Annotated in this window: 12 protein-coding genes; 9 read left to right on the top strand and 3 right to left on the bottom strand. The window is 71.5% G+C overall.

Annotated elements, in window-relative coordinates; genetic code table 11:
• Positions 1-23: 23 nt before the first annotated feature.
• From C8E87_RS32855 to C8E87_RS32835, 5 genes are read left to right on the top strand one after another with little or no spacing between them, the layout of a single operon-like run.
• Positions 24-998, top strand: a complete 975-nt coding sequence (locus C8E87_RS32855) for a zinc-dependent alcohol dehydrogenase (protein WP_133877344.1) — start codon at positions 24-26, stop codon at positions 996-998.
• 3 nt (positions 999-1,001) lie between these two features.
• The gene (locus C8E87_RS32850; RefSeq protein WP_133877343.1) at positions 1,002-1,400 is read left to right on the top strand and encodes a 6-pyruvoyl trahydropterin synthase family protein; all 399 of its coding nucleotides are present in this window, start codon (positions 1,002-1,004) and stop codon (positions 1,398-1,400) included.
• On the top strand, positions 1,397-2,416 hold the full coding sequence (locus C8E87_RS32845) for a glycosyltransferase family 4 protein (protein ID WP_133877342.1): 1,020 nt from the start codon (positions 1,397-1,399) through the stop codon (positions 2,414-2,416). The genes C8E87_RS32850 and C8E87_RS32845 overlap by 4 nt, the downstream gene beginning before the upstream one ends.
• Complete coding sequence (locus C8E87_RS32840; RefSeq protein WP_133877341.1) at positions 2,413-3,180, top strand: class I SAM-dependent methyltransferase; 768 nt, start codon at positions 2,413-2,415, stop codon at positions 3,178-3,180. Before C8E87_RS32845 ends, C8E87_RS32840 begins: the two co-directional genes overlap by 4 nt.
• A 60-nt stretch (positions 3,181-3,240) precedes the next feature.
• Positions 3,241-4,275, top strand: a complete 1,035-nt coding sequence (locus C8E87_RS32835; RefSeq protein WP_239080165.1) for a lysylphosphatidylglycerol synthase transmembrane domain-containing protein — start codon at positions 3,241-3,243, stop codon at positions 4,273-4,275.
• Here the strand turns inward: C8E87_RS32835 and C8E87_RS32830 are convergent.
• The gene (locus tag C8E87_RS32830; RefSeq protein ID WP_133877340.1) at positions 4,272-4,976 is read right to left on the bottom strand and encodes a RibD family protein; all 705 of its coding nucleotides are present in this window, start codon (positions 4,974-4,976) and stop codon (positions 4,272-4,274) included. The two genes, C8E87_RS32835 and C8E87_RS32830, sit on opposite strands and share 4 nt — an antisense overlap.
• 158 nt (positions 4,977-5,134) lie before the next feature.
• Here C8E87_RS32830 and C8E87_RS32825 point away from each other — a divergent pair, with 158 nt between their 5' ends.
• From C8E87_RS32825 to C8E87_RS32810, 4 genes are all read left to right on the top strand, one after another.
• The gene (locus tag C8E87_RS32825) at positions 5,135-5,776 is read left to right on the top strand and encodes a GTP cyclohydrolase II (protein WP_133877339.1); all 642 of its coding nucleotides are present in this window, start codon (positions 5,135-5,137) and stop codon (positions 5,774-5,776) included.
• Between the two features lie 33 nt (positions 5,777-5,809).
• Positions 5,810-7,726 (top strand): SpoIIE family protein phosphatase, encoded by a 1,917-nt coding sequence (locus tag C8E87_RS32820; RefSeq protein ID WP_133877338.1) that lies wholly within the window; start codon positions 5,810-5,812, stop codon positions 7,724-7,726.
• A 92-nt stretch (positions 7,727-7,818) separates the two neighbouring features.
• Positions 7,819-9,915, top strand: coding sequence for a DNA helicase RecQ (recQ, locus tag C8E87_RS32815; protein WP_133877337.1), 2,097 nt, complete (start codon positions 7,819-7,821; stop codon positions 9,913-9,915).
• A gap of 291 nt (positions 9,916-10,206) precedes the next feature.
• Positions 10,207-10,566, top strand: coding sequence for a DUF732 domain-containing protein (locus tag C8E87_RS32810; protein WP_133877336.1), 360 nt, complete (start codon positions 10,207-10,209; stop codon positions 10,564-10,566).
• 78 nt (positions 10,567-10,644) lie between these two features.
• On the opposite strand, the gene C8E87_RS32805 is transcribed toward C8E87_RS32810, so the two are convergent.
• Entirely contained in the window at positions 10,645-11,055 is a 411-nt protein-coding gene (locus C8E87_RS32805) for a VOC family protein (RefSeq protein ID WP_133877335.1), read from the bottom strand.
• A 122-nt stretch (positions 11,056-11,177) separates the two neighbouring features.
• Positions 11,178-13,859, bottom strand: a complete 2,682-nt coding sequence (ppdK, locus tag C8E87_RS32800) for a pyruvate, phosphate dikinase (protein ID WP_133877334.1) — start codon at positions 13,857-13,859, stop codon at positions 11,178-11,180.
• Positions 13,860-13,918: the final 59 nt, after the last annotated feature.

Here is a 13,918-nt window from a genome sequence, read left to right as displayed (position 1 = left end):
CCCTAGCGGGCGGAGGAAAACCCATGACGAGTGACGCGTACGCCTTCTGGATCGCCGAGCCGGGGCGGGGCGAGATCCGCCCGGTCGCCATCGGGGCGCCGGGGCCGGACGAGGTGCTCGTACGCACGCTTCACACGGGTGTGAGCAGGGGAACCGAGACGCTGGTGTTCAGCGGGCGGGTTCCCGAGAGCCAGTGGTCGGCGATGCGTGCCCCCTTCCAGGAGGGCGACTTCCCCGCCCCCGTCAAATACGGCTACCTCAACGTCGGCGTCGTCGAGCAAGGCCCCTCTGAGCTGCTCGGACGGACCGTCTTCAGCCTGTATACCCACCAGACCCGGTTTGTCGCGCCGGTCACGACGGTTTCTGTCGTGCCCGAGGGTGTGCCCGCGCACAGGGCGGTGCTTGCGGGCACGGTCGAGACCGCTGTCAACGCGCTGTGGGACGCCCGCCCGGCGATCGGCGACCGGATCGCGGTGGTCGGCGGGGGCATGGTGGGTGGTTGCGCCGCCGCGATTCTCGCGCGCTTTCCCGGCGTACGCCTGCAGCTCGTCGACGTCGACGAGAGGCGCGCCGAACTGGCCACCCGGATCGGCGTCGACTTCGCCACGCCGCAGGACGCGCTCGGCGACTGTGACCTGGTGATCCACGCCAGCGCGACGCAGGCCGGGCTGACCCGTTCGCTGGAGCTGGTGCGCGCCGAGGGCACGGTCGTCGAGCTCAGCTGGTACGGCGACAAGCAGGTCAGCGTGCCGCTGGGCGAGCACTTCCACTCCCGGCGGCTCACGATCCGCGGCAGCCAGGTCGGCGGGATCGTGCCCGGCCGCCACCGCAGCTACGCCGAGCGGCTCGCGCTCTCGCTGGAGCTGCTGAAGGACGAGCGGTTCGAGGCTTTCCTCACCGGGCATTCCGATTTCGCCGAGCTGCCCGAGGTGCTGCCCCGCCTCGCGGACGGTAGCCTTCCGGCCCTCTGCCACGTGATCGACTACCCCGAGGAGTAGCCCTTGTTCAGCGTCACCGTCCGCGACCACATCATGATCGCGCACAGCTTCACCGGCGAGGTGTACGGACCGGCGCAGAAGCTGCACGGCGCGACGTTCGTGGTCGACGCCACCTTCCGCCGGCCCGAACTGGACGACGACAACATCGTGGTGGACATCGGCGCCGCGAGTCAGCAGCTGCAGGCGATCTGCGGCGGGCTCAGCTATCGCAACCTCGACGACGAGCCCGACTTCCTGGGCATCAACACGTCGACCGAGTTCCTGGCCAAGGTGATCGCCGACCGGCTGGCCGGCAAGGTCGCGGCGGGTGAGCTGGGTGCGGGCGCGGCCGGGCTGACCGGCATCACGGTGACCTTGCACGAGTCGCACATCGCCTGGGCCTCGTACGAGCGCGACCTGTGACGTTGTGGGCGGTGCTGCCCGGCGGCATCGACGATCCGGCGGCGCCGAGCGGCGGTAACCGCTACGACCGTACGGTGCTCTCGCTGCTGCCCGACGTGCACGAGATCGCCGTACCGGGGTCGTGGCCCTCGCCCGCGCCGGCCGCTCGCACCGCCCTCGGCCGGGCCCTCGCCGACATCCCGGACGGGTCCGGCGTGCTGATCGACGGCCTGGTCGGCTGCGGCGTGCCCGAGATCCTCGAGCCGCACGCGGAGCGGCTGCGCCTGATCGTCCTCGTGCACCTGCCGCTGAGCGACGAGACCGGCCTGGCCCCCGACGTGGCCGCCGGCCTGCGCGCCCGGGAAAGGCGGGCCCTGCATCTCGCCGCGACCGTGGTTGCCACCAGCAGCGCGGCGGCCGACAGCATCAAGACCATGCACGATCTCGTACGGGTGGAGGTCGCCCCGCCCGGCGTCGACCCCGCGCCCCTGACCGTGCCCGGCCCGACCGGCCGCCGGCTGCTCTGCGTGGCCGCGGTCAGCCCCCGCAAGGGCCAGGACCTGCTGGCCGGGGCGCTGGAGAACGACCTGGCCGGGCTCGACTGGCAGTGCACGTTCGCCGGTGCGATCATCAAACCTGTCCCGCACTCGGACCCTCGCCTGCGCTTCGCGGGCCCGCTGCACGGCGGCGCGCTCGACGAGGCGTACGGGGAAGCGGATCTTTTTGTGCTCGCCTCGCGGGCGGAGACGTACGGCATGGTCGTCACCGAGGCACTTGCCCGCGGGATCCCGGTGCTGGCCACGAACGTGGGCGGGGTGCCCGAGGCGCTCGGCACAGCCCCGGACGGCACCCGGCCCGGCCTGCTGATCCCGCCCGACGACCGACCGGCCCTGGCCGCCGCGCTGCGGTCCTGGCTCACCGACGCCGCGCTGCGCGACCGCCTGCGCGCCGCCGCCCGGTCCCGCCGGGAAACCCTCCCGCGCTGGTCCGCAACCGCCTCCGCTCTGTCCGCCATCTGTGAAGGAGCCCCCCGATGACCGGTGAGTTCAGTGAGTCCTGGCTCGGCCTGCGCGAGCCCGCGGACGCCGAGGCGCGCGCGGCCGACCTGGTCGAGCGGCTGCCCGAGGGCATCCATGTGATCCGCGACCTGGGCTGCGGCACCGGCTCGATGGCCCGCTGGCTCGCGCCGCTGCTGCCCAAACCGCAGCACTGGATTCTGGCCGACCGCGACCCGAAGCTGCTGCACTACGCGACGGCGCACGTGCGGATCCCGGACGTCACCGTCGAGGGCGCGCTCGGCGACGTGACCGCCCTGACCACCCGCGACCTCGAGGGCACCGGGCTGGTCACCTGTTCGGCGCTGCTCGATCTGCTGACCTCCGACGAGATCGACGCCCTGGTGGCGACGCTGGCCGCGGCCCGGGTTCCGGCGCTGTTCACCCTGTCGGTGGCCGGGGACGTGAGCCTGGACCCGGCCGGCCCGCTGGACGCAACCGTCGCCGAGGCGTTCGACGAGCACCAGCGGCGGACAAGCGGGGAGCGCCGGCTGCTCGGGCCGGACGCTCCGGCGTACGCGGGAAAGGCTTTCGAGCTGGCGGGCGCGACGGTCGTCACCCGTCCGAGCCCGTGGCGGCTGGGCCCGGACCGCCCCGAGCTGACCGCCGAGTGGCTGCGGGGCTGGGTCGGCGCGGCCCGTGAGCAGCGGCCCTCGCTCGACCTCGACGACTATCTGGCCGGGCGTCTGGCATCGCTGCCGAACGTGTCGGTCGGGCATGTGGATCTTTTGGCGATCTTCGACTGAACCCTTTGTGCCCGTCCTGGCGTACTAGGGGAAGACGGGCGAGACGAAGGGGACGACGACGTGGGGCGTATCTGGGCTTGGGCAAGGATTCTCGGCGGGGCCGGGATCCTGGTCTTCCTGCTGTGGAAGCTCGGCACCGGCGCCTTCGTCGACGGCCTGCGGGTGATCGACGGGCCCGCCCTCACCCTGGCCTTCGCGATCGGGGTCGCCACCACGGTGTTCAGCGCCTGGCGTTGGTGCCTGGTGGCGCGCGGCCTCGGCCTGCGGCTTTCCTTCCGTACGGCGGTGGCCGACTACTACAAGGCGCTGTTCCTCAACGCCGCGCTGCCCGGCGGGGTGCTCGGCGACGTGGACCGCGCCGTGCAGCACGGGCGCGACGAGGGCGACGTGGCCAAGAGCGTGCGAGCCGTGGTGCTCGAACGCACGGCCGGGCAGCTCGTGCTGATCGCCGTCGGCGTGACCGTGCTGCTCACCGTCCCCTCCCCCGTCCTGTCCGTCCTGCAGCAACACGGTTTCGTGCTTTTTGTGGTCCTCGGCTCGCTGCTGCTGGCCGGTGTCGTGCTGGCGCTGGCCTTCCGCCGCCTGCGGCAGGGCGGCTCTCGGGTCGCCTCGGCCGTGCGCACCGGGGCCGCCGAGATCCGCACCGGGCTGCTGGCCCGCCGCAACTGGCCGATCGTGACGCTGGCCTCGGTCGTCGTGCTCGTCGGTCACCTGGCCACGTTCGTGGTGGCGGCCCGCGCGGCCGGCTCGGCGGCGTCGCTGACCCGCCTGGCCCCGCTGATGCTGCTCGCGCTGCTGGCCATGTCGCTGCCGCTCAACATCGGCGGTTGGGGCCCGCGCGAGGCCGTCACGGCGTGGGCGTTCGGCGCGGCCGGGCTGAGCGCCACCCAGGGCCTTACGACCGCGGTGGTGTACGGGGTGTTCGCGTTCGTCGCCGCCCTGCCCGGCGCGGTGGTCATTCTCACGCGGGCGGCCGTCAAGCTGCGGACCGTGGCCGCGGTGCGGGTCGCCGCCCCGATCTCGCCGGTCCCGTACGGTGTCGCAGCCGCCCCGGCCCCGCACCTCGGGCGCGAGCTGGCACGAGCCGGCGCCTAGCTTTTATGGCTGCTTTGGACAAACCGGTCGGACAGGGCGTAGCGCAGCAGGACGACGTCGCCGATCTGGCGCACCTCGGCCAGGCCGGCCCGGCGGCCCGGCCCCCACGGGAAGTCGCCGTCGCTGACGAAGCGCGGCGCCCGCGAGTCGCCGACGAAGAACGGCGCAACCACCAGTTGCAGCTCGTCGGCGAGCCCGGCGGTGAGGAACTGCGTGTGCATCGTGCCGCCGCCCTCGACCATGAGCCGGCGCACCCCGCGCCCGGCCAGGTCGGCCGTCACCCGGTGCAGGTCGACCGGGTCGCCGCCGTCGATCACCGTGGCGACCTCGCCCAGCTTCTGCCGAGCCGACCCGCACGAACCGCTCGCGCAATACACCAGTTTGTCCACATCGCCCACGGTGAAGAACTTCGCGGCCGGGTCGATGTCACACCGTCCGGTTACCGTGACCTTCAGCGGATGGGGCGCCTCGCCCCGGGCGACCCGGGCGGCGCGGCGCTCGGCCGAGCGCACCAGCAGGCGAGGGTTGTCCTGCCGGATCGTCGCGGCCCCGACCAGGATCGCGTCGCAGCCGGCACGAACGGCGTCGACCCGGTCGAAATCGGCCTCGTTGGACAACAACAACCGGTCGCGGGTCGCATCGTCGAGATACCCGTCGATGGACATGCCACAACTCAGCAAGGTGTAAGGACGCTCAACCACCGATGACGCCTCCGTTAGAGCGACGATCGTCACCCAGGCCGAACAGTTGCGTCCAAGATAATCCGCGACACGATTACAGGCACATTCGCGGTCTGTTGCGTGGCGGTGACTCCGGCAGCGGGTACAGCGGATCAGCGGGGAACCAAAGAGGAGGACCGATGTTAGAAGCCACGGTGCGGCAGAAAGTAACCGTCCCGCTACGTTTCGGCGACGGCTACGCGACCACCGCACAGGTGATGACCTTCGACGGGCTCGTCGACGGCAAGGAGCATCTGGCCCTCGGCCTGGGCGACTGGCAGCGCGCGCTGAAGAAGTCAGCGGCGGGCGGGCGGGCGCCGCTGGTGCGGCCGCACAGCGAGTGCCTGACCGGCGACGTGTTCGGCAGCCAGCGCTGCGACTGCGGGCCCCAGCTGCGCGAGGCCGTCGAGCGGATCGCCGAGCAGGGTGGCTTCCTGCTCTACCTGCGCCAGGAGGGCCGCGGCATCGGGCTCTACGCCAAGCTCGACGCGTACGCGCTGCAGGACTCCGGGCTCGACACGTACGAGGCGAACGTCGCGCTCGGCCGCGGCGAGGACGAGCGGGACTACTCGGCCGCCGCCCAGATGCTGCTCGCCCTGGGCGCCGACCGGATCCGGCTGCTCAGCAACAACCCCGACAAGGCGATCCAGCTGGAGAAGAGCGGCATCGAAGTGGCCCAGCGGGTGCCGACGGGGGTGCACATGTCGGCGGCGAATGTGCGCTACCTCGCCACCAAGGCCTCGCACACGGCTCACACGATCGAGTTACCCCTCGCCGAGTGACGCCCGGGCCCCCTCGTCCGGCAGGATGAGCCCATGGCCCACGACCCCACGCTGCTGCTCACCGCGGTCGACCAGGTGCCCTTCATCCTGACCGTCTTCGAGGGGCCCGAGCTGCGGGTGCTCACGCTCAACGCGGCCACCCGAGCGGTGATCCCGGGCCGCGAGTTCCGCAGGCGGCCCATCCGCGAGGTGCTCAGCGACCTGATGGGGCAGCAGATCGTGGACGCCTGCCACGAGGTCTACCGCACCGGCGAGCCGGTCGACGGGCGCGAGTGGCGGGTTCACCTCACGGCGCCCGACGGCTCGGTGAACGAGTTGTACGTGAATTTCAGCATCACGCCGTGGACGGTCGACGGCGAACGGCGAGGCGTTATCGGCGTCGGCTTCGACGTCACCGAGATGGTGCGGCAACGGCAGGACGCCGCCGCACAGACAGCCGAGCTGCGGCAGCGCTACGAGGAAAGCCGCAGCGTCGTGACGGCCCTGCAGCGCGAGCTGTTGCCGCCCGGTCTGCCGGTGCTGCCCGGGGCGCGGGTCGCCGCCAGCTATCTGCTGGCCGAGGCCGACACGGCCGCCGGTGGGGACTGGTTCGACGCCGTCGCCCAGCGCGACGGGCGCATCGCCCTCATCGTCGGTGACGTGGTCGGCCACGGGGTGCGCGCGTCAGGCGTGATGGGCCAGCTCCGCGCGGTGCTGCAGGACAGGCTGGAGGACGGCGCGGGCATCGTCGAGGCGCTGGCCGCGGCCGACCGGTTCGCGTCGCGGGTGCCGGCCGCCCACGCGACCACGGTGGTGCTGGTGGCACTCGACCCGGTCAGCGGCGAGATCACGTACTGCACGGCCGGCCACCCCGCGCCGCTGGTGATCACCCTGGACGGCTCGACGCGTTACCTGGCTCCGACCGGCGGGGCGCCGCTGGGCACCGGCGGAGCCTTCCCCGTACGCTCCGACCGGCTCGACGCGGATGAACTGCTGTTGCTCTACAGCGACGGCATCCTCGAACGCCCCGGCCGCACCCACGCCACCAGCTCGTCGGAGCTGGCTCAGGTGGCGGCCGACAGCGCCGCCGGCCGGGCCCTGCACGATCCGGCTGCCTCACCGGCCGAGCGGGTCTGCAACCAGACGGTCGAACTGCTGGTCCGCGCGACCGGCCACACCGACGACATCACGCTGCTGGCCGTGCAGCGCGTGCCGGTCGTACCCGACATGCGCCTGAGCCTGTCCGCCTCCCCCATCGAGCTGCGCACGACCCGGCGGGCGCTGGGCGAGTGGCTGACCGCGGTCGGCGCCACCGTCGAGGACACCTTCGCCCTGCAGCACGCGATGGGTGAACTGCTGGCCAACGCGATCGAGCACGCCGGCTCGTCCCCGTCGTCGACCGTGACGGTCCAGGCCTCGCTGACCCCCGCCGGGGCGGTGACGGCCTCGGTGCGCGACGAGGGCAAGTGGCAGGAACCGCGGGCCAGCGTCACCCGTGGCCGCGGGCTGGCCCTGGCCGCGCAGCTGGTCGACCATCTCAAGGTCGACCGCGACGCCGGGGGAACGGCCGCCGCGGTCGAGAAGCTGCTGAGCCGTCCCGCGCGGCTGCTGGACGTCGCCATGGCGACGTCCCCGCGTCCGCACCGCGGCGAGCCCCGAGCCGAACCGGAGTTCCGCATCGTCGAGCTGCCCGGCGGCGACGAGACCAGGGTCCGCGTCGAGGGGCCTCTCGACGCGACCACAGCGGTGCCCGCCCGCCAGGAACTGCTGCGCCGCAGCCGGGGTGGCACAGTCCCCCTGACGGTGGACCTCTCGGCGGTGACCCACCTGTCCAGCGCGGGCGTGTCGGCGCTGCACTACGTCAGGGGGCGGCACGAGGCCCAGAAAGCCGCCCTGGTCCTGGACGCGGAAGCCGGTTCACCAGCGCAATTGATCCTCGCGCTGGTGTCGCTGTCGCCCCGCGGCGCATAGCAAGATCGTCGGGCCGCCGGCCGGTTGTCCACAGGCCGGGGGTTGTCCACAGGGCTTCGCGCGAGGGCGGCGTTTCTCTGTACTGTCGCGGGGTGACTTCGGCAGACCAGGTTTCCGCGTACGGCTCGGGCGCGGTCGACGTCCTCAACCGGGTGTTCGGCTACCCGTCGTTCCGCGGGCAGCAACACGAGATCATCGAGCACGTGGCCGCCGGCGGCGACGCGCTGGTGCTGATGCCGACCGGTGGCGGCAAGTCGCTGTGCTATCAGATCCCGGCCCTCGTGCGCCCGGGCACCGGCGTCGTCATCTCCCCCCTGATCGCGCTGATGCAGGACCAGGTCGACGCGCTGCGCACGGTCGGCGTCAGGGCCGGCTTCCTCAACTCCGCGCAGGACTACGACGAGCGGCGCACGGTCGAGGCGGAATTCGTCAACGGCGACCTCGACCTGCTCTACGTCGCGCCCGAGGGGCTCGGTGTGGCGGCCACCCAGCGGCTGCTCGACCGGGGCAAGATCTCGCTGTTCGCGATCGACGAGGCGCACTGCGTGTCGCAGTGGGGGCACGACTTCCGGCCCGACTATCTGGGCCTGTCGATGCTGCACGAGCGCTGGCCCGAGGTGCCGCGCATCGCGCTGACGGCCACCGCCACGACGGCCACCCGCGACGAGATCGCGACCCGCCTGCAGCTCATCGGCGCGCGGCACTTCACGGCCAGCTTCGACCGGCCCAACATCCAATACCGGATCGTGCCGAAGAACGAGCCCCGCAAGCAGCTGCTCGACCTGCTGCGCACCGAACATCCCGGCGATTCCGGCATCGTGTACTGCCTGTCGCGCGCCTCGGTGGAGCGCACAGCCGAGTTCCTGGTGCAGAACGGGATCTCCGCGCTGCCCTATCACGCCGGGCTCGACAACCGGGTGCGCGCGGCCAACCAGTCCCGCTTCCTGCGCGAGGACGGGCTGGTCATGGTGGCGACGATCGCCTTCGGCATGGGCATCGACAAGCCCGACGTCCGATTCGTGGCCCACCTCGACCTGCCCAAGTCCGTCGAGGGCTACTACCAGGAAACCGGCCGGGCCGGGCGCGACGGGCTGCCGTCGACGGCCTGGCTGGCGTACGGGCTGCAGGACGTGGTGCAGCAGCGCAAGATGATCGACAGCTCGGACGGGGATCTGGCCTACCGGCGCAACGCCGCGCAGCATCTCGACGCGATGCTGGCGCTGTGCGAAACGGTGACGTGCCGCCGGGCGCAGCTGCTGAACTACTTCGGACAGACCGCCATGTCGGAGAATTGCGGCAATTGCGACACCTGCCTGGCGCCACCGGAATCGTGGGACGGCACGGTCGCGGCGCAGAAACTGTTGTCGACGGTGCTGCGGCTGCAGCGGGAGCGGGGGCAGAAATTCGGGGCCGGGCAGTCCATCGACATCCTGCTCGGCAAGGAGACCGACAAGGTCAAGCGGTTCCGCCACCACGAGCTGTCGGTGTTCGGCATCGGCGCCGAGCTGCGCGAGAGCGAGTGGCGCGGGGTGGTGCGCAAACTGCTGGCGGCGGGGCTGCTGGCGGTCGAGGGCGAGTACAGCACGCTGGTGCTGACCGATGCCAGCGCCGGGGTGCTGCGGGGCGAGACCAAGGTGATGATGCGGCGCGAAGCGCCGGCCAAGGTCCGCGCCCCCAAGCAACGGGCGGCCGCCGTCGACCTCTCCCCCGCCGACGCGTCGACCTTCGAGAAGCTGCGCGCCTGGCGGGCCTCGGTCGCGAAGGAACAGGGCATGCCCGCCTACGTGATCTTCCACGACGCGACGCTGCGAGCGATCGCGGCACTCAACCCTTCGACGCTCGAACAGCTCGGCACGGTCAGCGGCGTCGGTCAGAACAAGCTGGCCAAGTTCGGCCAGTCCGTCCTCGACACGCTGCACGGCTCGGCCGGCACTCCGGCCGGCGGCGCGGCGTCTTCGGGGGCCCCGGGCGCGGCGCCGTCACGGGTTCCGGACTCGGGAGGCGCGCCGTCACGGGTTCCGGACTCGGGGGCCGCGGCTCGGTCCGCGGGTTCTGCGGCGTCGCCGGCTCGCACCCGGCCCACCGGCCCGTCCCGGTTCGGCGACGCCGATTCGGAGCCGCCCTTCATCTTCGACGAGGAGCCGCCGGACTACGAATACGACAGCGAGCCACCGCCCGACTATCACTGACAGGCCCGCGGTTGCGCCGCGCGGTTGCGCCGCCCGGCGACCCACGCCCGCCGGCCACCACCCAGTTCCACCGCCCGCCCACAGCCCGCAACCACCGCCCGCCGGCCACAAACCCACCTCCACCGCCCGCCGGCGATCAACGCGCCCACGCCGCGCGGGGTGGCCGCTCGGCTGGAAAAGATGGCTGGGGGGGTTGTTACGGGCCGGGCGGGAGGGCCGTACCGTGCCTGGCGGTACAACACACTGCGAAGATCGACATGAGGGGGACGCACTGTGGGGGCACGTCTTGTCGTGACGGGCACCGTTCTGGTGGCTCTGGCCGGGCTGGGGTCGCTCTCCGCCTGCACGGGGTCCGACGACGACGCACCGAAGGCGACGGCCGTCGACGACACCGGCAAGGGAGTGCCCAAGGGGGACGAGGCGACGTACCTCAAGGCGTTGCGCGCCATCGACCCGGCCCTGGTGGCCGATGAGAAGACCGCGATCGACAACGGCTACAACCTGTGCCTGGACGCGCGGAACGGCATGACGACCGGCGAGCAGGTCAACGACGCGATCAGCCTCTTCGAGACCGACGTCAAGAAGGCGCAGCGAGTGCTCTCCATCGCCACGGCCAACCTGTGCGAGACCCCGCCCTCGGCCGGCAGCTGAGCCGGGCGGGTCGGGCGTGCTGAGGCGCCCGGCCCGCCGCGGCGCGGACTACTGCCGGGGCGACTACTGCGGGGGCGACTACTGCGGGGCGACCACGTCGATCATCCACGGGACGCCGTACTTGTCGATGAGCTGGCCGTAAAGGTCGCCCCACATCTGCTTCTCGAACGGCAGCTGCACGGTGCCGCCGTCGGCAAGCTTCTCCCAGACCTCCTCGAGCCCCTCGCCGGGGTCGCCGCTGAGGCTGACGGTGATCGTGTTGCCGGGGCTGAAGTCCATGCCAGGCGCCGTGTCCGAGGCCATGAGCACGTAGCCCTTGTCGGTGGTGAGCATCGCGTGCATGATCTTGTCGGCGAGCGCCGGGTCGGGCGCGCCGAACTCGCCGAAGGTGTTGACCTTGAGGTCGCCGCCGAGGACTGCGTGGTAGAACTCCATGGCCTCGCGAGCGTTGCCGTCGAACGTCAGGTACGGGTTGAGCTGAGACGCCATCGCGGACTCCCTGGGCTGGGCGAGAACGTTCAGCGCCGACGCTAGACCTTTTCCCGGGAAAAAGACCGCCGTCCGGGCGACCAGCACCCGGACGGCGACACCACAGAAACCGGCGAAAGCGGTCAGCGGTGGTCGGACCCGGCGGATTCGACGGCCGCCCGGCCGGCCTCGAGCCGGGCGACGGGCACCCGGAACGGCGAGCAGGAGACGTAGTCGAGCCCGACCTCGTGGAAGAAGTGCACCGACTCCGGGTCACCGCCGTGCTCACCGCAGACCCCGAGCTTGAGACCGGGCCGCTGCGCCCGCCCTTCCTCGGCGGCGATCCGCACGAGCCGGCCCACCCCGTCGCGGTCGATCGACTCGAACGGCGAGATGCCGAAAATGCCCAGTTCCAGGTAGCGCCAGAAGAACGCGCCCTCGACGTCGTCGCGCGAGAAGCCCCACGCCATCTGGGTCAGGTCGTTGGTGCCGAACGAGAAGAACTCGGCCGCCTCGGCGATCTGCCCGGCGGTCAGCGCGGCCCGCGGCACCTCGATCATCGTGCCGATCAGCACCTCGACACCGGAGTCGCCGACCACCTCGGCGATGATCTTCTCGGCCTCCGCGCGTACGGTCTCGAGCTCCTGCACGGCGCCGACCAGCGGGACCATGATCTCGGGGCGCGGGTTGCCGCCCTCGGCCGCCAGGGCCACCGCGGCCTCGGCGATCGCCCGCACCTGCATGGCGAACAGACCGGGGATGACCAGGCCCAGCCGCACGCCGCGCAGGCCGAGCATCGGGTTCTGCTCGTGCATGCGCCGCACCGCGGCCAGCATCCGCTCGTCGCGTTCGGACTCCTCACCCCGCGCCTTGGCCACCGCCACCTGCACCGCCAACTCCTCCAACGAGGGCAGGAACTCGTGCAGCGGCGGGTCGATCAAACGCACAGTGACCGGCAGCCCGTTCATCTCGCGGAAGATCTCGAGGAAGTCTGCCCTCTGCAACGGCTGCAGAGCGGCCAGGGCGTCGTCGCGTTCGGCCTTGGTAGGCGCCAGGATCAGGCGTTCGACCAGCTCGCGACGGTCGCCGAGGAACATGTGCTCGGTGCGGCACAGCCCGATGCCGCGGGCGCCGAAACGGCGGGCGCGGGCGGCGTCGGGACCGGAGTCGGCGTTGGTACGCACCCGCAGGGCGGCCCGCGAGTCGGCGTGGGTCATGAGCAGGTGCACGGCGGCAACCAGCGGCTCGTTGGCCTGCGCCGGGTCGAGGTCGCCCTCGAAGTACTGCACCACCTCGGACGGGCGTACGGGTACCTCGCCGAGGTAGACCCGGCCGGTGGTGCCGTCGATCGAGATGACGTCGCCCTCGCGCACGATCTGGCCGTCGACCGTGAACTGGTCGCGGCCCACCTCGACCTGGTCGGCGCCGCAGACGCAGGTCTTGCCCATGCCGCGGGCGACGACGGCGGCGTGCGAGGTCTTGCCGCCGCGGGAGGTGAGGATGCCCTGCGCCGCGATCATGCCGGCCAGGTCGTCCGGGTTCGTCTCACGGCGTACGAGGATCACCTGTTCCCCGGCGGCCGCCTGCTCGACGGCGTGCGCGGCCGTGAAGACGACCTTGCCGTAGGCCGCGCCGGGTGAGGCGCCGACGCCGCGGGTGAGCACGGCCGGGTCGGACGAGAGGTCGAAGCGGGGGAACATCAGCTGCGCCAGCTGCGCACCGGAGACCCGGGTGAGCGCCTCGTCGAGGTCGATCATGCCTTCGTCGACGAGCTGCGCGGCGATCGTGAAGGCGGCCGCCGCGGTGCGCTTGCCGACGCGGGTCTGCAGCATCCACAGCTTGCCGCGCTCGATCGTGAACTCGATGTCGCACAGGTCGTGGTAGTGGCCTTCGAGCGTCGCCATGATGCGCAGCAGTTCGTCGTACGACCTCTTGTCGATCTTTTCGAGATCGGCCAGCGGCAGCGTGTTGCGGATGCCGGCCACGACGTCCTCGCCCTGCGCGTTCTGCAGGTAGTCGCCGTAGATGCCGCTCTCGCCGGTGGCCGGGTCGCGGGTGAACGCGACGCCCGTGCCGGAGTCGGGGCCGAGGTTGCCGAAGACCATCGCGACGACGTTGACCGCCGTGCCCAGGTCGGCCGGGATGCGCTCCTGGCGGCGGTAGAGGACGGCCCGGTCGGCGTTCCAGGATTTGAACACGGCCTCGATCGCCAATTCGAGCTGCTGGCGCGGATCCTGCGGGAAATCGTGACCGACGTGCTTGACGAAGACCTTCTTGTACGCCGCCACGAGCTCTTTCAAATCGCCGGCGTCGAGCTGCACGTCGTCCTTGACGCCCTTGGCCACCTTCGCCTTGTGCAGCGCGTCGGAGAATTCCTCGCCGGGCACGTCGCAGACGGTCTTGCCGAACATCTGGATGAGGCGGCGGTAGGAGTCCCACGCGAAGCGGTCGTTGCCCCCGGCCTGGCGGCTGAGCCCCGCGACCGACTCGTCGTTGAGCCCCACGTTGAGGACGGTCTCCATCATGCCGGGCATCGAGAACTTCGCGCCCGAGCGCACGGAGACCAGCAGCGGGTCGGCCGGGTCGCCGAGCTTGCGGCCCATGGTCTGCTCGAGCGCGGCCAGATGCTGGTCGATCTCGGCGTCGAGACCGTCGACGAGCGCGCCCTCGGCGAGGAAGCGCTGACACGCCTCGGTCGTGATCGTGAAGCCCGCCGGGACCGGCAGGCCGAGGTTGGTCATCTCCGCGAGATTGGCGCCCTTGCCCCCGAGAAGGTCTTTGAGATCCTTGTTTCCCTCGGCGAAGTCGTAGACGAACTTTGTCATCGCCAGCCACCTCCGGTTTTGATTCCTCGGCCGAACTGGTTTCTGCCCCAAGGTTCGTA

Source organism: Paractinoplanes brasiliensis, assembly GCF_004362215.1.
GTDB lineage: Bacteria > Actinomycetota > Actinomycetes > Mycobacteriales > Micromonosporaceae > Actinoplanes > Actinoplanes brasiliensis.
This window is presented reverse-complemented; position numbering and strand designations above follow the sequence as displayed.